Annotated in this window: 26 protein-coding genes; 13 read left to right on the top strand and 13 right to left on the bottom strand. The window is 61.4% G+C overall.

What is annotated here, in order from left to right; all coding sequences use genetic code 11:
- Positions 1-123: 123 nt before the first annotated feature.
- The 9 genes from K3756_RS19390 to K3756_RS19350 are packed head-to-tail and all read left to right on the top strand — an operon-like array spanning position 124 to position 7,489.
- A complete protein-coding gene (locus K3756_RS19390) occupies positions 124-1,230 on the top strand; it encodes a lytic transglycosylase domain-containing protein (protein ID WP_259994579.1) in 1,107 nt (368 codons plus the stop codon).
- On the top strand, positions 1,230-2,057 hold the full coding sequence (locus K3756_RS19385) for a type IV secretion system protein (protein ID WP_259994380.1): 828 nt from the start codon (positions 1,230-1,232) through the stop codon (positions 2,055-2,057). The genes K3756_RS19390 and K3756_RS19385 overlap by 1 nt, the downstream gene beginning before the upstream one ends.
- 11 nt (positions 2,058-2,068) lie before the next feature.
- Positions 2,069-2,722: a virB8 family protein gene (locus K3756_RS19380; protein ID WP_259994378.1), complete on the top strand. Its 654-nt coding sequence runs from the start codon at positions 2,069-2,071 to the stop codon at positions 2,720-2,722.
- Complete coding sequence (locus K3756_RS19375; protein ID WP_409202450.1) at positions 2,723-3,418, top strand: TrbG/VirB9 family P-type conjugative transfer protein; 696 nt, start codon at positions 2,723-2,725, stop codon at positions 3,416-3,418.
- Entirely contained in the window at positions 3,415-4,806 is a 1,392-nt protein-coding gene (locus K3756_RS19370) for a TrbI/VirB10 family protein (RefSeq protein ID WP_259994377.1), read from the top strand. The genes K3756_RS19375 and K3756_RS19370 overlap by 4 nt, the downstream gene beginning before the upstream one ends.
- A gap of 3 nt (positions 4,807-4,809) precedes the next feature.
- Positions 4,810-5,799 (top strand): ATPase, T2SS/T4P/T4SS family, encoded by a 990-nt coding sequence (locus K3756_RS19365; RefSeq protein ID WP_259994375.1) that lies wholly within the window; start codon positions 4,810-4,812, stop codon positions 5,797-5,799.
- A complete protein-coding gene (locus K3756_RS19360; protein ID WP_259994374.1) occupies positions 5,796-5,999 on the top strand; it encodes a hypothetical protein in 204 nt (67 codons plus the stop codon). Before K3756_RS19365 ends, K3756_RS19360 begins: the two co-directional genes overlap by 4 nt.
- On the top strand, positions 5,996-6,400 hold the full coding sequence (locus K3756_RS19355) for a hypothetical protein (protein ID WP_259994372.1): 405 nt from the start codon (positions 5,996-5,998) through the stop codon (positions 6,398-6,400). The genes K3756_RS19360 and K3756_RS19355 overlap by 4 nt, the downstream gene beginning before the upstream one ends.
- Before the next feature lie 12 nt (positions 6,401-6,412).
- Positions 6,413-7,489 (top strand): type IV secretion system protein, encoded by a 1,077-nt coding sequence (locus K3756_RS19350; RefSeq protein WP_259994370.1) that lies wholly within the window; start codon positions 6,413-6,415, stop codon positions 7,487-7,489.
- A gap of 20 nt (positions 7,490-7,509) precedes the next feature.
- Here K3756_RS19350 and K3756_RS19345 read toward each other — a convergent pair whose 3' ends face one another.
- From K3756_RS19345 to K3756_RS19335, 3 genes are all read right to left on the bottom strand, one after another.
- Positions 7,510-7,737, bottom strand: coding sequence for a hypothetical protein (locus tag K3756_RS19345; protein ID WP_259994368.1), 228 nt, complete (start codon positions 7,735-7,737; stop codon positions 7,510-7,512).
- Positions 7,738-8,002: 265 nt separating this feature from the next.
- Complete coding sequence (locus K3756_RS19340; protein WP_259994366.1) at positions 8,003-8,791, bottom strand: MauE/DoxX family redox-associated membrane protein; 789 nt, start codon at positions 8,789-8,791, stop codon at positions 8,003-8,005.
- A 17-nt stretch (positions 8,792-8,808) separates the two neighbouring features.
- A complete protein-coding gene (locus K3756_RS19335) occupies positions 8,809-9,336 on the bottom strand; it encodes a DUF305 domain-containing protein (RefSeq protein WP_076628693.1) in 528 nt (175 codons plus the stop codon).
- A gap of 104 nt (positions 9,337-9,440) precedes the next feature.
- Here K3756_RS19335 and K3756_RS19330 point away from each other — a divergent pair, with 104 nt between their 5' ends.
- Positions 9,441-9,713 (top strand): metal-sensitive transcriptional regulator, encoded by a 273-nt coding sequence (locus tag K3756_RS19330; protein WP_076628691.1) that lies wholly within the window; start codon positions 9,441-9,443, stop codon positions 9,711-9,713.
- 6 nt (positions 9,714-9,719) lie between these two features.
- Here K3756_RS19330 and K3756_RS19325 read toward each other — a convergent pair whose 3' ends face one another.
- The 8 genes from K3756_RS19325 to K3756_RS19290 all read right to left on the bottom strand — a co-directional run bounded on the left by K3756_RS19325 (position 9,720) and on the right by K3756_RS19290 (position 14,805).
- Complete coding sequence (locus tag K3756_RS19325; RefSeq protein ID WP_259994361.1) at positions 9,720-10,124, bottom strand: hypothetical protein; 405 nt, start codon at positions 10,122-10,124, stop codon at positions 9,720-9,722.
- The gene (locus K3756_RS19320) at positions 10,121-11,548 is read right to left on the bottom strand and encodes a multicopper oxidase family protein (protein WP_259994577.1); all 1,428 of its coding nucleotides are present in this window, start codon (positions 11,546-11,548) and stop codon (positions 10,121-10,123) included. The genes K3756_RS19325 and K3756_RS19320 overlap by 4 nt, the downstream gene beginning before the upstream one ends.
- A gap of 14 nt (positions 11,549-11,562) precedes the next feature.
- Positions 11,563-12,441 (bottom strand): copper resistance D family protein, encoded by an 879-nt coding sequence (locus tag K3756_RS19315; RefSeq protein WP_259994576.1) that lies wholly within the window; start codon positions 12,439-12,441, stop codon positions 11,563-11,565.
- Positions 12,442-12,444: 3 nt separating this feature from the next.
- Positions 12,445-12,789 (bottom strand): copper resistance CopC family protein, encoded by a 345-nt coding sequence (locus K3756_RS19310; protein ID WP_259994575.1) that lies wholly within the window; start codon positions 12,787-12,789, stop codon positions 12,445-12,447.
- Entirely contained in the window at positions 12,786-13,250 is a 465-nt protein-coding gene (locus tag K3756_RS19305) for a cytochrome c (protein WP_259994574.1), read from the bottom strand. The genes K3756_RS19310 and K3756_RS19305 overlap by 4 nt, the downstream gene beginning before the upstream one ends.
- Positions 13,247-13,741: a DUF411 domain-containing protein gene (locus K3756_RS19300; RefSeq protein ID WP_259994573.1), complete on the bottom strand. Its 495-nt coding sequence runs from the start codon at positions 13,739-13,741 to the stop codon at positions 13,247-13,249. Before K3756_RS19300 ends, K3756_RS19305 begins: the two co-directional genes overlap by 4 nt.
- A gap of 90 nt (positions 13,742-13,831) precedes the next feature.
- Positions 13,832-14,149: a hypothetical protein gene (locus K3756_RS19295; RefSeq protein ID WP_259994567.1), complete on the bottom strand. Its 318-nt coding sequence runs from the start codon at positions 14,147-14,149 to the stop codon at positions 13,832-13,834.
- A 68-nt stretch (positions 14,150-14,217) separates the two neighbouring features.
- On the bottom strand, positions 14,218-14,805 hold the full coding sequence (locus K3756_RS19290) for a hypothetical protein (protein WP_259994565.1): 588 nt from the start codon (positions 14,803-14,805) through the stop codon (positions 14,218-14,220).
- A gap of 68 nt (positions 14,806-14,873) precedes the next feature.
- Here K3756_RS19290 and K3756_RS19285 point away from each other — a divergent pair, with 68 nt between their 5' ends.
- Complete coding sequence (locus K3756_RS19285) at positions 14,874-15,389, top strand: Crp/Fnr family transcriptional regulator (protein ID WP_172839382.1); 516 nt, start codon at positions 14,874-14,876, stop codon at positions 15,387-15,389.
- 1 nt (position 15,390) lies between these two features.
- Here K3756_RS19285 and K3756_RS19280 read toward each other — a convergent pair whose 3' ends face one another.
- Positions 15,391-15,840, bottom strand: a complete 450-nt coding sequence (locus K3756_RS19280) for a helix-turn-helix domain-containing protein (protein ID WP_076628679.1) — start codon at positions 15,838-15,840, stop codon at positions 15,391-15,393.
- Between the two features lie 74 nt (positions 15,841-15,914).
- Here K3756_RS19280 and K3756_RS19275 point away from each other — a divergent pair, with 74 nt between their 5' ends.
- On the top strand, positions 15,915-16,850 hold the full coding sequence (locus K3756_RS19275) for a cation diffusion facilitator family transporter (RefSeq protein WP_076628677.1): 936 nt from the start codon (positions 15,915-15,917) through the stop codon (positions 16,848-16,850).
- A gap of 4 nt (positions 16,851-16,854) precedes the next feature.
- Here K3756_RS19275 and K3756_RS19270 read toward each other — a convergent pair whose 3' ends face one another.
- Positions 16,855-17,205 carry a helix-turn-helix transcriptional regulator gene (locus K3756_RS19270; RefSeq protein WP_076628676.1) on the bottom strand — a complete coding sequence of 117 codons (351 nt, stop codon included), beginning with the start codon at positions 17,203-17,205 and terminating at the stop codon, positions 16,855-16,857.
- A gap of 63 nt (positions 17,206-17,268) precedes the next feature.
- Between K3756_RS19270 and K3756_RS19265 the strand changes: the two genes are divergently transcribed.
- A complete protein-coding gene (locus tag K3756_RS19265) occupies positions 17,269-18,123 on the top strand; it encodes a cation diffusion facilitator family transporter (RefSeq protein WP_076628674.1) in 855 nt (284 codons plus the stop codon).
- Positions 18,124-18,143: the final 20 nt, after the last annotated feature.

Raw genomic sequence — 18,143 nt, 5'->3', positions numbered from 1 at the left:
TCGCCTTTCGAGCAGCCGTCGCGCCCATCGAACCAAACTGCATCTTTGAACCACTTGAGACACCGGAGGCCGACGTTGAGGTTTAGGATTCCTCATATCCTCTTGCTGTGCCTGCTGCCCGGTATGGCGGCCGCTCAGGGCGTTCCTACCAACGACTCTGGTCTGACAGCCCGCGATCTTGTCGAAACCCGCCACCGCGAGACTGATCTTGGCATCCAACGCGAGACGCTGGCCATCGAAGAACTTCTCACTGAAATCGAGCAAGAGCAGCTCGCAGTCCTGCAGCGCATACTCGATGCACAGACGAGTTTCGGCGGACAGGGCTTGCCCGCAATGGTGTCGACGCTCGAGTCCGGCAGCGGCGATGATGCGCGAAGCGCAGAAGCAGTTTATGGCACCGGTAATCTCGATCCCAACCCCGGCGGCGCGTTAATGTTCGGGGATGCGGGAGAGAACATCGAGCAGTTGATCATCCGGGTGGCCCAGGAAACTCATGGCCGGCCCGGGATCAGCCGTGCGGGCCTGTCCGTCGTGCAATGGCGCGCGCTTCTGCAAGCACTCATTTGGCAGGAAAGCCGCTTTTCTATCGGCGCGCGCTCGCCCGTCGGCGCATTCGGCCTCACCCAAATCATGCCGGGCACGGCCTCCGATCTCGGGATCAACCCCGAATACTATGATAGCCCGTATCTGCAGGTCGAAGGTGGCGCGCGCTATCTTGCGGCACAGCTCAACAGCTTCGACGGCAACATCATCAACGCGCTGGCGGCCTATAACGCCGGACCGGGTCGCGTCATCGAATATGGCGGCGTGCCGCCCTTCGCGGAAACCCAGCACTACGTTCAGGTCATCCCGGAACGCTACAATCTCTACCTCGCCCGCATTGGCGGTATCGAGGCCCTCGGCACCATCGACCCGGCGCTATTGGCCAACGCCAATCTCTCCCTGACAGGTCACGGCGCGGCTTTCTACGGCAGCAATTCCCCCGCCGCGATCCGGCAAGCAGCCCTACGCATCCAGGACATCGTGCGACGCATTCGCGAGACCGAGGACATTCAGGAGAGCATGGTGCTCAACACCTATGCCCGCGCCGAACTGGTCCGATTGATGGCCGCACGGATCCGATTGCAAGCCGCACGGACACAGCCGCTAACGGCATCCCAACTCGCCCAAGCCTCCGCTCGCATGGCCGAAGCGGAATTCATGGACTTTACACTGGAGGACCTGGACTGATGAGATTGAACCCCTTCCGCACGTCGGCGCTGCCCACACCCATACTCATCGGAGCACTCACCTTTCTGAGTCCCGCCCTTTCGCCAGCTCCGGCCCATGCTCAGGGCGTGCCGGTCGTCGACACACAGAACATCACCCAGAACATCCAGCAGCTTCGACAGATGATCGAAGACGAACTTTTACAAAACGAGCAGTTGCTGCAGCTCCGCGAACAATTGGCCACCCTCACGGAACAGCTCGCGGAGTTGCAGCGGACCTATGAGGCGCTCACACGTCTCGCCGAGCTCCCGGAGATCATCCAGACCGAAATGGAAGAGGAATTGAACGGGCTACTGGACCAGGAGTTCGGGGATATTTTGGCCACAATCCGCGCCATCCGAACCGGGGATTTTTCGGGCCTGAGCGGCTCCGGTGCCAGCGAGATTGAAACACAGATGGACCAGGTTCTGGCCGATCTGGGGTTCGACGACGACACGCTCGCGGAGATGGCGCGCAGCGGCAATCCCGGGGCGGAACGGATTGCCACGCAGGCCACGACCGGCGCGCTCGTCTCTGCTGCCGCCCAGAACAGTTATGACGATGCCGGGCAGTCGCTGGAACGCGTCGAACGGCTCGTTGGGCTCATCGACGATATGGATGAGCTCAAGGAAAGCGTCGATCTCAACACCCGCGTCACGGCCGAACTCGCTATCGCGCTCGTCGCCATGTGGCAGCTCGAAGCTGTGCAGACCGTGGGGGATGGCACCGGCGGTGTGATTGATGCGGCCGCTATCGCCGAGGAACAGCGCTTCATGGAGTTCACCCTCCCTGATCTGCGAGCGGACTAAGGGCTGCACAGTTGGACGAAGAAACCGTCATCATCGAAGAGGAGCTCGTCTACGGCGCACTCAGACGGGAACGGCTCTGGCAGCGTCTCGGGCTTATGGGTCTCATCTTCGGCATCATCGGATGTCTGGCCGCAGCCGCTGTCGCGATCCTCGATGTCGATCCACCCCCCGTTGTCGTGCCATACGATCCAGAGACCGGTTTTGCTCTACCCGAAGCTTCCATTGGGGCCACCACCGTCACCGAAAACCAGGCAATCATTGAAGCGGAGGTTTTCCGCTATGTGATCGACCGAGAGGTTTACAACCAACTCGACAATGATGTGCGTATCCGGAGCGTCTTACAGCGCTCCGATGGTGCGGCCGCAGCCTCTGTGCGCCAGATTTGGACTTCGGCCAATCCCGAGTACCCCCCGACGCTTTACGGACCCAATGCCCGGCTCGAGGTCGAAATTCTAAGCATCAACCGGATCGGCACCAACCGCGCGACAGTCCGGCTGCGCAAGCGTTTGACCTCTATCAACGGCGTCCAGACAGGCCTCTTCACTGCGACCTTACTCTTCGAGTTCCGCCCCGAGGAAAGCCGTTCCATCGATCAGGTCTGGACCAATCCCTTCGGCTTCACCGTCGTCGAATACGCCATCCGCTCAGACAGATTGGAGAATTAAGTGAATTTGTTGAGTGCTGCGATTGTCTGTCTTGCGATTATACCGTCATTGGCCCTCGCCGAATACATCCCGCGTGGCGGACCCAATGACAGCCGTGTCCGGATCGCCACGTATCAGGAGGGTCAGGTCTACCGGCTGAACGTCTCGCTCACCCATGTGACGACCATCGAGTTTGGCGAAGGTGAAAGCATTCGCTCGATCATCGCTGGCGATACCGCGGGCTTCGAGATCGATGGTGTGCCTGGAGGACAGGCCTTTGCAATCAAACCGCTCGCCCGCGGCGTGCACACCAACGTGACCGTCTACACAAATCGGCGGAGCTATTATTTCAACGTCACAGAGGCCTCGACCCCGACCTTCTATGTGGTCCAGTTCCGCTATCCTGAGGATGAGCAACAGCCCACAAACGTCATCGCCCAGGCCGCGCCGAACTACAATTACGGCGCCAGTGAACGGCTCGAATTTACCCCAACTCGGGTTTGGGATGACGGCACGTTCACGTATTTCGAGTTCGCGCGGAACGCGCCGGTGCCGGCGATATTCCGATACGCCAATGGGCGCGAACGGACAGTGAATACGCAGGCTGTTGAAAATGGGGTCATCCGGGTCTCTGGTGTGCATGGCCAATGGGTGCTGCGGCTTGGTGAGGATGTGGTCTGCATCCAGGCCGCACCGCCCACAGGTGTGTCCTCATGAGCGATAGCAACGCCGATCTTGAGAAACGCCTCGCCGCCCTTGAACAGAGCGGGTCCAGACGTGGTTCCACCCCGAAGCGGCGCTCTCCGCTTCTCGCGCTGCTCGTTGTTGGCCTGATCGCGGCTGGTGGCGTGATGCTCTACGTCCTGTCTCAGCCCGAAGAAGAGGTTGCACTGCCGACGGCCACGCCCGACGTGTTCCAGACGGAGGGTGACGGCTTCGGCGAAATTGAACCCTTCGTGCCGCCCCCTGCCCCAGACCCTGAGATTGTTCTCGTCACGCCGGAGCCTGCGGAGCCGAACGCCGAACTGCTAGCGCAGCTCGAAGCCCTCCAGGCGCAGATCGAAGAGCTGCGGAATGCGCCTGAGCCCGTCGTTGCAGAAGATACCGCCGCAGCAGAGGCCATCGACGCGCTCACCGAACAGATCGCCGCCCTACAGGCCGCCTCGGAGAACGCGCAACAGCAATTCCAGGACGAGCTCGCGGCCCGGGACCGCGAATTACAGCAATTGCGCATCGACCTCGACCTCGCCCGTCTTGAGGCCACTGCCCCTGCCCCGACCCCCCTTGGTCCAACCGAAGACGAGTTGCTCCGCCGAGAACAGGAACGGCTGCGCCAGGAAGAAGAGGCACGGCGACTTGCCGACCTGCAACGACGGGCGGAGGAGGAACGCGCCTTCCAGGAGCGCCGCATCGCCTCACCCGTGATCGCCTTCGGAGGCGCGGGCGGCGCCAATCCGGGCGCGACCGAACTCACGGAGCGGACCTTCGGGGACGTGACGGATTTTGTGCTGAATGGCGCGCTGCCTGCGCAAGTCACTCAAGCGCAGGTCATCGCCAACCCCTCGAACACCGTGATTCAAGGCACGATGATCCAGGCCGTCATGGAAACGGCCCTCGACTCTTCATTGCCCGGCCAAGTTCGCGCGATCATCTCTGAGGACGTCTACAGCTACGATGGCACGCGACTGCTGATCCCACGCGGCTCACGCCTGATAGGGCGCTATCGCTCCGGGCTGGAGATCGCGCAGCGCCGGGTCACCATCGCCTGGGATCGGATTATCCTTCCAACCGACCAGACCATCCAGATCAGTTCCTTCGGTGGTGATCAGCTTGGCCGGTCCGGCGTCACAGGGTTCGTCGATACGCGGTTCGATGAGCGCTTCGGCTCGGCTGCCCTCATCTCGATCATCTCCGCGGCCCCAAGTGCGGCCGCCGGCGAGGTCGAAGATGAAACTGCCGCCGATATTCTCGAAGACGTCGGCGATGATCTTGCCGACGCGACGGACAGCGTCATCGGCGAATACCTCTCCATCGGCCCGGTCATCTACGTCGACCAGGGTGTCCGCGTCACTGTCATGGTCGATCGCGATCTGGAGATCTTCTGAGCCATGACCCTGAGCTATCTCCAAGCCTCCCTCGACAAGCTGGCCGATGCGTCCCGCGATGATGTGATCGAGATTTGCATCAATCCCGATGGCTCCTGCTGGGGAGAATTCCAGGGTGATCATTACATGCAAGCATTGGAGCAGCGTCTCAGCATCACCGAAGTCAAAGACCTCGGAAACCAAATCGCATCCAGCGCCGACACGACGATGAGCAAGGACAAACCTATCGTTTCTGTCTCTATAACCTATCGGGATCGACCGATCCGCGCACAGGTCATCACACCGCCCGCCGTGCTCGACGGCATGTCGATCTCGCTGCGGTTCTTCTCAAGCCTGCCGCTTGACGCCATAGAGTTGCGCTACCTCTACGGTGAGGAGCGCAAGCTGGAGGAGCGCCGTCAGGAGAAAAACCGCGCCCTTCGGGAGGTTGTTGCATCGGGCGACATCTACGCTGCAGTCCGCTTTTGCGTCGAGAACAAGCTCAACATGATCGTCTCTGGCGGCACCTCCACTGGCAAAACCGTCGCGGCGCGCAAAATCATTTCTTACGTCGGCGACGATGAGCGGATCGTGACCATCGAAGAGGCGGCTGAAATACTGCCCGCGCAGCCCAATGTGGTCACTCTAATCGCCAATCGGGATGCCAAATTCCAGACCGCCGATGTCCTCCTGACCGCGACCCTGCGCATGCGGCCTGACCGGATCATCCTAGGCGAGGTCCGTGGCAAAGAAGCCATGACTTTCCTCGAGGCGATCAACACCGGCCACGGCGGGTCGATGACCACATTGCATGCCGAAACCCCCCAACTCGCAGTCCAGCGCCTCGCTATCGCCGCGCTTAAGACGGAGATCCCAATGACCTATCAGGACATGATCCAATACATCGAAAGCTCGATCGACGTGATCATCCAGGCCGGTCGCGAGGACGGCGCGCGCGGGATCACCGAGTTCTATCTGCCGGGGACTGAAGTAGATGACGGAGTTGCCGCATGATGCGTTTCGAGTACCAGATCGTAACCTATCCAATGACCCGCAAAACCGGCCTCATCGACATGCAGGAAGACCTGAACCTGCGCGGCAGTCAGGGATGGGAGGTCGTCTCGGTCAGTACATCGGAATTCGCCAATATCGGTCACACAGCGTTCCTGAAACGTGCAGTCGCGGGCCCAGTCGACGGAAGCTCAACGCTATGAAGTCGATCTTTGGCCTCTCCGCGCTGCTCATTGCTGTTACCGCCTACCCTGCACAAGCGGAACGCAATCTCGTGCCCTCAATGGACAGCGTCTCCGATATTTGCCCTGACCGCCCGGTAGAGCCGCAATGGATGCAGGACATCGGCGTGCGCGACGCTTATCAGCGCGTGCTGGTCCAGGACATCTACCGAGCACAAAGCCTCGCCCGCATCGTCGAGGCGGGGGAGTGCAATTGCGCCATACGGTTCCCGCCTTGGGACAATGCCGAGACCGAGTTCTTCGAGCGCTTTGCCAATTCCGAACGGTGGGAAATGCTGGAAGCCTCCGACGCCTACGGACGCGAGGCGAACGCATTGCGCCCGCAGGCCATGGCGATCTGTGAAGCTGAGGGCAATTGGTAGAGAGACCATAAGATGAGTGTTGTCACCTACTTCGTCGAAACTTCCCAAAGCTATCTGGACTCCGCCGCGGAAACGCAGTTTGGCGCGGTGGCGGCGACGGTGGGAACTATGCTGGTGCTTGGGACGACCCTGGTCGTGATCCTCGTCTTCATCAACATGATCTACCAGTACCGGGCCATGGATGGCCGAACGGCGTTCTGGCTTGCGGCGAAGGTCGGTCTTATTGGTATATTCGCGACCAACTGGGTTCAGTTCAACGCGCTTTCCGCTGCCATCCTCAATGGGATCGATAGTATTGCAGGATCATTGGTTGCGTCTGTTGGTGGCGGCACGCCCGGACCCTCAGGAACATTTGCTGAAGAGTTCGACCGGCTGATCGCAGAACTTGGCGACTACCTGAACGCGGCCGGGTCGGAACTTCAATGGATGGCGGGCGCGCTGCTGGATGTTCTCGGCGTTTTGCTTCTATCGATCCTTGGTGGGCTGGCTGCCTTCATTCTTGTGGCTTCCCGATTAATGATTGCCCTTTTGATCGGGATCGCACCAGTGATGATCTTCCTGACGCTGTTCGATGTGACCAAGGACTATTTCGCGCGTTGGCTCTCGGCGCTGGTTTCTTTTGCGCTCTATCCCATCGTGGTTGCGGGTGTCTTTGCCACAATCACAGGCGTCTCCACCGCGTTGATCGGAGAGTTGGGCGACCCGGAAGGGGCCTCCAACATCGGGGCCCTCATTCCGTTCTTCATGATGGTCCTCATGGCCAAGGGCTTCATCATTGCCACGCCCTTCATCGTGCGTGCGATCTCCGGCAACATCATGATGCCGGCGCTGTCCGGCGGTCTCGGTGGGGCCTACAGCTTCAGCCGCGCCCTTGGTGGCAGTCAGCAAGCCTACAATCGATACTTGGTCGGCGGTGCGAGCGGCGCGGAATATGCCGCTTTGCGGGCGCGGCAGATGTTCGGGGTCCAGCAGATGCCGGTCAGGCCCGGAATGAGCCAGGTCTCGCCGCCGGGAGGAACCGCGGGGTCTGGCACGGGAGCGCAGATGTTGGCGCAGCTGGCGCGATTGGGAAGATTGGGACGGAGATAAGTATGACGGACCCCGCAACCTCATGGATCAAGTTCGAAGATCGTCCACCAACCGAAGCGGAACTGCACACCGACAGGATCGTTGGGTACTTTCGGATTCGGGACCTCTCTGGAAAGGTCACAACAGACCACTTTGGGAAGCTCATTTGGGATGACCATGAAGAGACTTGGTCCATTGAAATATTCAGCAATGCCCTGCGACTGACCGCACCCGGCCGGTTCGAACACGAACCCGTTGAGCCAAGTCATTGGTGTATGGTTCCACCCCTGCCAAACCATCCGGATATAGATGGGATCCCGGAGAGTTAGCTATTTCGACGACCAGCTTGGTGCAATGGCAATGACTGGTTTCCGTACGGATTCGAGCATTCGATGCAGTGTAACTCGATGGGTAAGATGCGGGACAGAGCCGACCTACGTCACCACGATTTGAAAGTCCGCTTATACTGCAAACAAACATTCGCAGCTTGTTGCGACATCCTCTTGAGACAACATATTTTACAGCCAACCAAAATTAAGCAACCGTCAACACCAACATGACAATGGCCATCCCCATCATCATCAGGTTTTCGGTCAGGCTGACAAAACCGAGCGGCACGTTCGAGTTGCCGCCTACGCAGGCGCATTTCAGCTCCCGCTTGTCGATGTAGACCGCCTTGAACACGCTGACCGCACCGACCGTGGCGATAAAGAGCGCCGCAGGGGCGGCAAGCGGGGTCAGCAGCATACCCGTCATCAGGATACCTGCCCCGGTCTCGACCCACGGATAGATATAGGCGTAGGGCACCCACTGCCGCGCGAGCAGGTCGTAGTTCAGGAACATCGTCGTAAAGCTCTCGATGTCGCGCAGCTTCTGCATCCCCAGCAGGATCATCGACACAGAGATGAACCAACCCAGCGTCTGCCACGAGATTGCGCCGAGAAATCCGAAGGAGAGCGCGAGCGCCGTCGCGGCGGCGACTGCGAAAAGATAGATCACCGGAGTATAGGTTGTCGCATCCGGGTCGTAATCGGTAAGCGTCTGGCGCAGGGCATCGTAACCGCCCACACGTTCACCTTCGATCCACACCTGCGGCGTGGTGGGAACGTCGTATTTCTCCCTGAATGCATCAACTTCGGGCCGTTCGCGGAACAGGCGATCATCGACATCGTAGCCCTTTGACTTCAGCAGCCATCGCGCCTTTTGACCCGCCGGACACAGATGGTCCGGCAGCGCCATACGGTAAAGAACGGCCGTCTTTCCGGTTGCGGCGGTCGCGGGGTCGGTCGTTACGTCAGCAACGTCGCGGGTGTCCTTTGGCATGATGTGCCTCCTTCGTCTCAGGGTTCGGTGCGGGGCGTGCCAGCGGGCGCATCCCCGTTGGCCTCGATCTCCGCGATGTAGTGCTGCATTTCGGCGATCTCGCCGCGCTGCGCCTCGATGATCGCATCGGCCAGTTCGCGCACGCGCGGGTCGGAAATGTTCGCCCGCTCGCTCGTCAGGATCGCGATGGAGTGGTGCGGGATCATCGCTTTCATCCACGCGACATCGCCCACCGTATCCTGCGACCTGACGAGGTAGAGACCGGCGGCAAAGGCGATGGCTGCGCCAGCGAAGATCGCAATGTTGGTTTTCCGGTTGGAATACATGCCGAGCATGAAAGCGAGCATGATGATCGCCATCATTCCGCCCATGTAGAGCGCCATCCACATGCGCGTCTGCGAAAAAAAGACGTGATCCAGGACATAGGTGTTGAGGTACATCAGGCCATACATGACTACTGTCGAGGTGCCGATCATCGCGAAGAACCGGCCATAGCCGCTACCTTTACTGCCTTCGCTATCCTGATGCGTGTCTTCCGGAACCATTGTAAGGTCGTCTCGATGAGCCATTGTCTGCCTCCTTAATATACCCATATGGGGTATATAACCAGAATGTCAGCCAAAGGTTCCAAAAAAGGGAGCGCCACCGGATGAAGGCCAACAAGGAAAAGACGCTGGACCGCCTATCGCGGCTTGAAGGACAGGTGCGCGGTGTCGCCAAGATGATCGAGAGCGACCGCTATTGTATGGACATCCTGGCACAGACGGCTGCAATCCGGTCAGCGGTGCTTGGGGTCGAAAAGCTGGTGCTGGAGAACCACGCCAAGCACTGTGTCGAGGCGGCTATCGAGAGCGCCGATCCCGAAGAACAGCGCGCCAAGTTCGACGAGTTGATCGGGCTTTTACAGAAAGCCTCGCGGTAGCTGTTCTCAATCGAGCGTTCGCCCCCGCAAAAGCATAGCGGCGAGCGTCAGTGCCAGCACCACGTCGATCCCGAGGCAGAATGGTCCCCACCACCCCGGCGCGTGGTTGGCAATGACCGATCCGGCGAACACATCGAATATCCCGTGTCCGAGCAGGGCAGCGGCCAGGATCCAGGACGAGGTGCGCGCGCCGATGATTGCCAGAGCCGTAAAGCCCGCCGCAAGGCCGGTATGAACGACGATTTCCAGTGTGTCCCCGGTCTGGATCGCGAAAACCACGTAGAAGGACGCGATGGCCACCATGATAGTGGCCCAGGTGCCGCGCTGATGCATCACGCCGCCGATTGCCATGAGCGCAACCGTTGCACCGCCGAGACCGACCCCGGCCAGAAGGGGAAACCAGAACGTCACGCAACCTCGAACCAGCCCATCATGCCCGCTTCCTGATGCGAGAGCATGTGACAATGCAGCATCCACTGTCCCGGATTGTCCGCGACGAACGCGATTTCCAGCGTTTCGTCCGCCCCGATCAGAACGGTATCGCGCACGTCGCCCGGCGTGTTCAGGGCACCGCTGCGGGTCAGAACCTCGAAGTGATGGCCGTGCAGGTGGATGGCGTGCGGGAACACGGAGCGGTTGGTCATTTCCAAATGCACCGTCCGGCCCAACGCAGTGCGGAACATCGGCGCGTCCATCCCGTGCGCCACGCCGTTGAAGGCCCAAACCATGCCGTTCGAGGCCAGCTTACGAAAATCCATGACCTCGCCCCGGTATCGGGTTTCGAGCATCGCGCGCATCGCCCCGCCTTCCATCAGCAGCACCTCGCGCTGCGGGTCGGACAAATCCGGTGCCGGAAGGGTGCTCCATGCGGGGAGCGGCCGCACCTCACCCCCAATAGGTGCAAGTGGTTCACCTGCCGCAACGAAGGCCGCGACATCGACCCATTCCCCACTGCCGGGATCGAGAAGCAGTGCAGTCTGGACATCCGGGTCCAGAGGCATGTCGATGATCACATCCATGCGCTGCGCCGGTCCGAGCAGGATCGTTTCAACCTCGCGAGGCCGAACGGGATGGCCATCCAGCGCAATAACACGAGGTGCAAGGCCCGGAAGGGCCAGCGGCATGACCCGCGCTGTCGCGGTGTTGATGATCCGCAACCGCACGCGCTCGCCCGGTCGCATGTCCAGATCGGGATAGGCGTTGCCGTTTACTGTGACCGTGTTGCCCATCCGCCCGCCATGGGCAGCGGCATGAAGATCATCCCACCTGTCTTCGACAATCGCAGCGTCCGCATCGAGCAGCCAGTCATCCAGAACCAGTGTCAATTCGCGTGTCGCGGCCCCCGGCTCGCCGAGCCACGGTTCCCGGTCTTCCACGATCAGGGGACCGGCTAGCCCGCGCGCCACCTGTTCAAAACCCCGGTCGTGGGAGTGATACCAGTAGGTGCCGGGATCGGGGGCCACGAAGTCATAGTCGAACGTCTCGCCCGGCGGCACCGGAGCCTGCGTCAAAGGTGCAGCCCCATCCATCGCATTTTCTATGCGGATACCGTGCCAGTGAACGGCAGTCGGCTGTGGCAGATCGTTGATCAGCTGGTGCCGGACGCGATCACCGGCGGCGACGCGGATTTCCGGGCCGGGGATGATGCCCGCGCCCTTTGTCGCGTAGGCCCAGACCGGCGTGGTTGGGTATCCGGCAGGCGCAAGCTGCGCCGTCGACGGTGCGGCCCGCAGGACCGGCAAAACAGCATCGGCCAATATCATTCGAGGGAGAAAGGCCGTTCCGCCAAGAGCGGCAGCGCCAGTCAGAAACGGGCGTCGTGAGATATGTGTCATTTTCGGTTTTCCAGTCATAGGTTCACCGGGGGCGTGGTGATCGAGGTCAAAGTGGCCGTCGCCAGCAGGATCAGGGCAACGATGATGATTTCCAAACGGATCGAGCGGCGCAGCCTGGCGAAGGCCGAAGGATCGCCGGAAGCAAGAGCGGGCACGAGCCGGAGCTTGTTCTTTGCGGCCAGCCCCAAAAGCCCGGTGACGACGATGATCTTGGCAATCAGCGTCCAGCCATAGGCGGTCCCGAACAAGCCGCCGAACGAGCCGATCATGAGCCAGGCAAAGGTCAGGCCAACGAGGACGAGGATCGCCACTGTCCCGCTGGCAATCGTGCCGAAGCGGTGCAGCAGGGCCGCACCGCCGGTCAGGCCCGCCGCGCGATGCAAAGGTGCCAGAGCGCCGATCCAGAAGGCCGCAGCCAGCAGATGCACACCCACGAGGGCCGCGAGAAGCCAGCGCGGATCACCAAGCGAATGGCCCACCAGCGTGTAGGATACAGCCACCAGCAAAGCGCCTAGAAGGCTTGCCGTCAGGCCGAAGGTCCCCTCGATCAGCACAGCGAGGATCAGCAGTTCACCCGCCCCACGCCAGAGCGCCGCCGTGCCGAGCGGGCTGTCCCAGACGAGACCGAGCATTATGGGATCGACCGCGCCCTCAAAGCCCATGCCCGAAATGCGGGCAGACCGGATACCGAAGCGCAGTGCCAGCACGGCGAGACCGAGCAGCGCCGCGATCACAGCGAGCTTTCGCGCGAGGCGCAGCACGTCATCCGGCGCAAATCTAAAGACCGCGACGAAGAGCGGCCCGCCCATGGCAACCAGCGCCGCTGCATATCCAGCAGCTTTCGCGAGGATTGCCAAAAGCGCCCAACCGTCTATAGGGGCCAGCCCGTCCAACGGTCAGTCCGCAACTGTGAAGTCGAAGCTGCCCTGCATCGGATGGCCGTCAGAAGACAGCCCACGCCAATCTACGGTGTAGGCCCCGGCGGGCACATCTTCGGGCGGCATGGCCCGAAACTCCGTCACTGGATCGAGGCCGGTTTCGCGGGTGACGTCCAGTTCTCCGTCAGGACCGCTTAGGCTAATGGCGGTGACACGCATTGGATCATCGAAGCGCAGTTCGATAGCCTCGACCGTTTCGACGGTTGCCCCGTTCGCCGGGGTCGTGTCTTCGGCTTTCGAATGGGCCAGTGCGGCTGTCGCGGTCCCCAGTGCGGCCGCAAGGGCCAGAATAATTTGCTTCATTGTCTGTTCTCCATTTCGTCATGGCGTTCGCGAATTGCCTGCGGCCATGTCGATTTAATGTAGCTGAGGACGGCGATGATCTCGTCGTCCGTCAGAACGCCCTCATAGATGGGCATGTTGGATTCGTAGTCGGGATCGCCGATCAGAGCGCCGGTGCCGTATTTGGTCAGCCGGAACAGCGTGTCGCCGTTATGGTGCCACGTATGTCCGGTCTCATCGTGGGGCGGCGCGGGAAGCCGCCCATCCGGGCCGGGCGACCGCCAGTTCGGCTGACCTTCGAGGTTCGCACCGTGGCAAGACGCGCAGTTCTCGGCGTAGATCGTCTGTCCAAGGGCCACCACGTCCGGGTCGGACGGCATCAGCACGGTCTGGGCCGGTGCCGAGGCGCCCCACCCGAAGGCGAGGGCAGCGGCTCCTGCAAGAACCACTGCCCCCAAACCGAGCCCGATTGTCCGGTTCACAGACCGGCCTCGTAGAAGACCTCGCCTTCACCGGCGTCGCCACCGAAGGCCAGAACGTCATAGCGCGCGGTCGGATCATCGCCCATGCCGGGCGATCCGCCGGGCATTCCGGGAACCGCGATCCCGTCAATCTCGGGGCGTTCTTCCAGCAGTTTCGTAAGGGCGGCGAAAGGCACATGACCTTCGACCACATAGCCGTCGATCATCGCGGTATGGCAGGACCACATCGTGCCGGGCACATCGTTGTCCAGCTTCACACTGGTGACATCACGGGTGTCCGTGACCTCGATGTCGTAGCCTTCCTCGCGGGCCAGGGCGACCCAGGCACCACAACAGCCGCAGGTCGGGCTTTTGGTCACGTGCATTGTGCCATGATCGGCCATGCTGGAATGGTCATCCGCGTGGGCCATGCCCACTGCACCAAAGGAGGCGATGCCAAACGAAAGCGCTGCAGCTGGGGCGAAGGCGAGTAGTGTCTTGATAGGTTTCATGTCTTTTCCTCTCGACAGAATACGCACGGGCTCTGCCCGTTCTGATGTGATTGCAACGAAGGGACCGCGACACGGGGGACGCGGCAGGCATCACGCCGCGCGGGGCGGGTCGAGAGGGCCGGACGGCTCAAATCCCGTCAGCAGCAGGCTTGCGGCGGTGAAGACATCCTCACAGGTCGCGGGGGCGTCATTATGGTGGCCTGCTGCACCGGGAAGCAGCGCGGGAAGCGCATGGCAGGTCTGGGAGCGCTCAGAGCTTTCCGAACAGCAGACCGGCTGATCGTCGGCCACTTCATCCATCGCAACGTGACTATGCTCCACGACAGCCGCATGGCCCGCATCCATCGCCCCGGAGATCGACGCGGACAGCGCAACCAAGACAACAAGAAGTAGCCGGATCAAACCCATACCGCATACCTACATGGGGTATGTGGATGTTTGCAAGCCGTAAGCCGCGATATATCCTGTCGCGGGCGTCAATGCGCGTGCTCATCGTCCCCAAGCGCCATCATCAGATGATGTTCGCGATGATGATCCTGGCTCGCCATCAGGCCGAAGAAGCCCAATCCCTTGATCCGGGGAACGACGCCGGGATCAACGCTGGTAACGCGCAGCTCGACGCCGTTTTCGACTTCGGCCGTGTCCACTGTCCAGCGATCATCCCGTGCAAGTTGCGCGGCATGGGCCGGAACCATGCGGCGCAGCGTGGCAATCGTTTCCGCATCGCCAGTCGCCATCATCAACAACCCGTCCGGCAGGTCCGTTTCCGTCACAACAGCATCCGACACGAGCCGATCCATATCGACCAGATGTGCCCGTAGCCCCGCAAGATCGACCCGAGACCAATCCGTGTCCGGATCGGCTTCCAGCACCCGCACGACTTCGGAGAGCGCCGCGAATGCGCCCTGACTCGGTTCGGTTAATGTCAAGCTGCCAGCGTGGCCTTCCCGGCCATGCGCCGCATGATCCATCGGCTCACCGTGATCCGAGTTTGCTGTCTGTGCCAATGCAATGGCTGCGCCGCCCAAAATGGCCGTTGCGGCTAAGATCACCTTTCTTCGCATTCTCATTCCTCGCTGGAGCCTCCATCAAACCCTACCGAATGCGCTTGAAAGCGCGTATGATTTCTATCATGTCCGGCTGGCAGCATATATTCGACAACGCGCCTCAGCGTGCCCTTGAGCAAGGAGAGACCCTGTTCCGACGGGAGGATCGGGTCAGCCGCATGTATCTGGTCCGCAAAGGCGCGGTCGCGCTGGAACGTCCGATGAAAGACGGAACCTCACTTACCTTACATATCGCGACGGCGGGCGCTGCGCTGGCCGAGGCGTCCCTGTTAGCTGAAACCTACCATTGCGATGCGGTTGCGCGAACGCGTGCCGAGGTGGCAACCATACTCCGTGCCGACTTTCTGTCGGCTTTGTGCGATCAACCGAATGCGGCCCTGAGCCTCGTCGAAACCCACGCCCGAGAAGTCCAGACACAGCGCGCGCGCGTCGAGATACTGCGTTTGCGGCGCGTCTCCGACAGGCTGGACGCTTGGCTTGACCTTCACGGAGAGCCGGAGAAAGGCGAGTGGATCAAGGTCGCGGAACAGATCGGCGTGTCACCACCGGCGCTTTATCGCGAGTTGGCGCGGCGACGGTAACTCATGACATTTGAGAAGTTTCGCCAGGCAGGTCGTGCGCACCGATACAGAGCCGGTGATCCCCCAGAACCTCGATGACGCGGCACTTCCCGGCATGGCCCGGATCATCCGCGTCAGCCATCCGCACCAGCTCTTCGCGAAGCTGCGCGAGGATGGACAGCCGCCGGTCCACCGCCGCGAGCTGCTTGCGCGCGATCTCATGGGCGGGGGCGCAGGCCTCTGACGGTGCTTCTGCCAATGCCATCAAATCGGAGATGTCATCGAGACCAAAGCCCAGTTCCCGCGCGTGACGCAGGAAGGCAAGCCGTTCGAGCGCCGCTTCGTCGTATCGCCGCTGCCCGCCTGTTGTGCGCGCGGGCGACGGGATCAGACCCCGGCTTTCGTAGTAGCGGATCGTGGTGACCTTCACGCCCGTCCGGCGCGACATCTGCCCGATGGAATATTCTTTCATGTCGCCCCTTGAACCTACAGTCGCTGTAGATCGTATCTACCCTGTAACGATACGAATCGAAAGGAGCCGCCGTCATGGGCCACGGCCATCATCATCACGTCGATCCGGAAGCGGGCGATCGCCGGGTCTTCGCCGCCATCGCAGTCAATATGGGCCTGACGGTTGCTCAGATCGTCGGCGGCATCGTTTCCGGCTCACTCGCCCTGATCGCCGACGCGCTGCACAACTTCTCCGATGCGATCTCGCTTATCATCGCCTTCGCGGCTCGGAAGATCGCGCGGCGACCCCGCGATGCCGACATGACGTTCGGTTACGGTCGGGTCGAGGTCGTTGCAGCGCTCATCAACTACACCACGCTGATCGTGATCGGCCTTTACCTGCTCTACGAGGCTGCAATGCGCTTCGCCGATCCGCAGCCGGTCGAGGGGTGGCTGATCGTCATCATCGCCGGGATCGCGCTGATTGTGGACGCGGTGACGGCGGCGCTGACCTACGCCATGTCCAAATCCAGCGTGAACATCCGCGCGGCGTTCCTGCACAACGTCGCCGACGCGCTCGGCTCCGTCGCGGTGATTGTCGCGGGGACGCTGATCTTGCTCTACGACTGGCGGCTGATCGACCCGCTCGTGACGGTGCTGATCGCGGGCTACATCCTGTGGCAATCGTTCCGGGAGATCGGACCCGTGATCCGTATACTGATGCTCGGCTCGCCGCCCGAGATCGAGACGGAGGCGGTTTTGGAGACCGTGCGCGGTGTCGACGGCGTGACGGGCATACACCACGCGCATTTCTGGCAGATGGACGAACACCGTGCGGCACTAGACGCGCATGTCGTCATCGCAGAGGGCCGCTGGAACGACGCCGACTCAGTGAAAGATAGGATCAAGACGACACTCGCCGACCGGTTCGACATCGAGCACACGACGCTTGAGCTGGAATGTGCGCGCCACGCTTGCGACGAGCCGTCCGAGTTCGGCGGGCGCGGGCATGGCGAGGAGCGGCACGGATGAACACCTACTCTGTGTAGCGCTTGCAGTTGTCGAGTCCGGTGGCTGTCGCGGCAAGAAGCCGATCCGCATCTTTGACGAGACCGGCAATCCGTCCGTCAGCAAGCCGATACCGAACGAACCGACCTTCGCTGCGGCGGCTAACCAGCCCGCAGTCGAGAAGGCAGCGCAGATGGTTCGAGACGTTCGGCTGACCCAACCCAGTATGTCCGACAATTTCCTGCACGTTGCGTTCGCCTGATACCAGCGCATCAAGGATCGCCAGACGGCTGGGATCGCCGAGACCCCGGAAGAGCTTTGCCCGCAGTTCCAAAGCGTCGGCTGCCAAAAGATCGCCTTGCGCGTCGTTCGTCATCATATCATTATCCACTGATACGTCAGCGGCTAACCCTTTCGCTTACCACCTCGAAGAGGATCGCACATGAGCCAGGCCGAGAACAGCACGTTGCCTACGGCATCCTCACCGATCCGGATGCGGGTGCAGGGCATGGACTGCGCCAAGGACGCCGCCGAGATCGAGCGCGCGGCCCGGTCTGCGGGCGTGGCGACCAGCGATGTGAAGGTGTCTGCCGCGACCCACGTCATGACATTGCGGATCGCGGAGGGTGACTTGTCGAAGGTGCGGCCCGCGCTCGATGCGACCGGCTACGGCTTTGAGAAGATCGAGGACGGCGACACATCCTCCGATCCGGCCTACAAGGACCCGAGTTATCGCCGCGCCCTCTGGATCGTGGTCCTGCTCAATCTCGGCTACGGCGCGGTCGAGATGTTCGGCGGGTTCCTGTCCGGGTCGCAGGCTTTGAAGGCGGACGCGCTCGATTTTCTGGGTGATGGCGCGATCACCTTTCTGGGTCTGCTCGCCATCGGCTGGAGCCTGATATGGCGGGCGCGGTCGGCGATGATCCAGGGCGTGTTTCTGGGGTTTCTGGGCCTTGGCGTTGTGGGCAGCACGCTTTGGCGCGTTCTCAATCAGACGACGCCCGAAGCCGGGTTGATGGGAGCCTTCGCAGTGGGCGCGTTGATCGTGAACATCCTTGCGGTCCTGCCGCTCCTGAAACACCGTAAGGGGGACGCAAACATGCGGGCGGTCTGGCTGTTCTCCCGCAACGACGCCATCGGCAACCTCGCCGTGGTGATCGCCGCCGGACTGGTCGCATGGCTTGGAAGCGCCTGGCCCGACCTAATTGTGGCCTTCGCAATTGCAGGGCTGTTCCTGCATTCGTCGTGGATGATCATCCGCGACGCGCGGAGTGACTTGGCAGAGAATCAAGGATAGCGGACAAAACTCTCTCACAA

Origin of the sequence: Sulfitobacter sp. S190, from assembly GCF_025141935.1 — a bacterium.
In the GTDB taxonomy this organism is placed as follows: Bacteria; Pseudomonadota; Alphaproteobacteria; order Rhodobacterales; family Rhodobacteraceae; genus Sulfitobacter.
This window is presented reverse-complemented; position numbering and strand designations above follow the sequence as displayed.

What these genes read in the sequence shown, in the direction of transcription:
- K3756_RS19390 (WP_259994579.1), top strand. Translation starts at nt 124, where the DNA reads ATGGCGGCCGCTCAGGGCGTTCCTACCAACGACTCTGGTCTGACAGCC.
- K3756_RS19385 (WP_259994380.1), top strand. Translation starts at nt 1,230, where the DNA reads ATGAGATTGAACCCCTTCCGCACGTCGGCGCTGCCCACACCCATACTC.
- K3756_RS19370 (WP_259994377.1), top strand. Translation starts at nt 3,415, where the DNA reads ATGAGCGATAGCAACGCCGATCTTGAGAAACGCCTCGCCGCCCTTGAA.
- K3756_RS19365 (WP_259994375.1), top strand. Translation starts at nt 4,810, where the DNA reads ATGACCCTGAGCTATCTCCAAGCCTCCCTCGACAAGCTGGCCGATGCG.
- K3756_RS19360 (WP_259994374.1), top strand. Translation starts at nt 5,796, where the DNA reads ATGATGCGTTTCGAGTACCAGATCGTAACCTATCCAATGACCCGCAAA.
- K3756_RS19355 (WP_259994372.1), top strand. Translation starts at nt 5,996, where the DNA reads ATGAAGTCGATCTTTGGCCTCTCCGCGCTGCTCATTGCTGTTACCGCC.
- K3756_RS19350 (WP_259994370.1), top strand. Translation starts at nt 6,413, where the DNA reads ATGAGTGTTGTCACCTACTTCGTCGAAACTTCCCAAAGCTATCTGGAC.
- K3756_RS19345 (WP_259994368.1), bottom strand. Translation starts at nt 7,737, where the DNA reads ATGACTTGGCTCAACGGGTTCGTGTTCGAACCGGCCGGGTGCGGTCAG.
- K3756_RS19340 (WP_259994366.1), bottom strand. Translation starts at nt 8,791, where the DNA reads ATGCCAAAGGACACCCGCGACGTTGCTGACGTAACGACCGACCCCGCG.
- K3756_RS19335 (WP_076628693.1), bottom strand. Translation starts at nt 9,336, where the DNA reads ATGGTTCCGGAAGACACGCATCAGGATAGCGAAGGCAGTAAAGGTAGC.
- K3756_RS19330 (WP_076628691.1), top strand. Translation starts at nt 9,441, where the DNA reads ATGAAGGCCAACAAGGAAAAGACGCTGGACCGCCTATCGCGGCTTGAA.
- K3756_RS19320 (WP_259994577.1), bottom strand. Translation starts at nt 11,548, where the DNA reads ATGACACATATCTCACGACGCCCGTTTCTGACTGGCGCTGCCGCTCTT.
- K3756_RS19310 (WP_259994575.1), bottom strand. Translation starts at nt 12,789, where the DNA reads ATGAAGCAAATTATTCTGGCCCTTGCGGCCGCACTGGGGACCGCGACA.
- K3756_RS19300 (WP_259994573.1), bottom strand. Translation starts at nt 13,741, where the DNA reads ATGAAACCTATCAAGACACTACTCGCCTTCGCCCCAGCTGCAGCGCTT.
- K3756_RS19295 (WP_259994567.1), bottom strand. Translation starts at nt 14,149, where the DNA reads ATGGGTTTGATCCGGCTACTTCTTGTTGTCTTGGTTGCGCTGTCCGCG.
- K3756_RS19290 (WP_259994565.1), bottom strand. Translation starts at nt 14,805, where the DNA reads ATGCGAAGAAAGGTGATCTTAGCCGCAACGGCCATTTTGGGCGGCGCA.
- K3756_RS19285 (WP_172839382.1), top strand. Translation starts at nt 14,874, where the DNA reads ATGTCCGGCTGGCAGCATATATTCGACAACGCGCCTCAGCGTGCCCTT.
- K3756_RS19280 (WP_076628679.1), bottom strand. Translation starts at nt 15,840, where the DNA reads ATGAAAGAATATTCCATCGGGCAGATGTCGCGCCGGACGGGCGTGAAG.
- K3756_RS19275 (WP_076628677.1), top strand. Translation starts at nt 15,915, where the DNA reads ATGGGCCACGGCCATCATCATCACGTCGATCCGGAAGCGGGCGATCGC.
- K3756_RS19270 (WP_076628676.1), bottom strand. Translation starts at nt 17,205, where the DNA reads ATGATGACGAACGACGCGCAAGGCGATCTTTTGGCAGCCGACGCTTTG.
- K3756_RS19265 (WP_076628674.1), top strand. Translation starts at nt 17,269, where the DNA reads ATGAGCCAGGCCGAGAACAGCACGTTGCCTACGGCATCCTCACCGATC.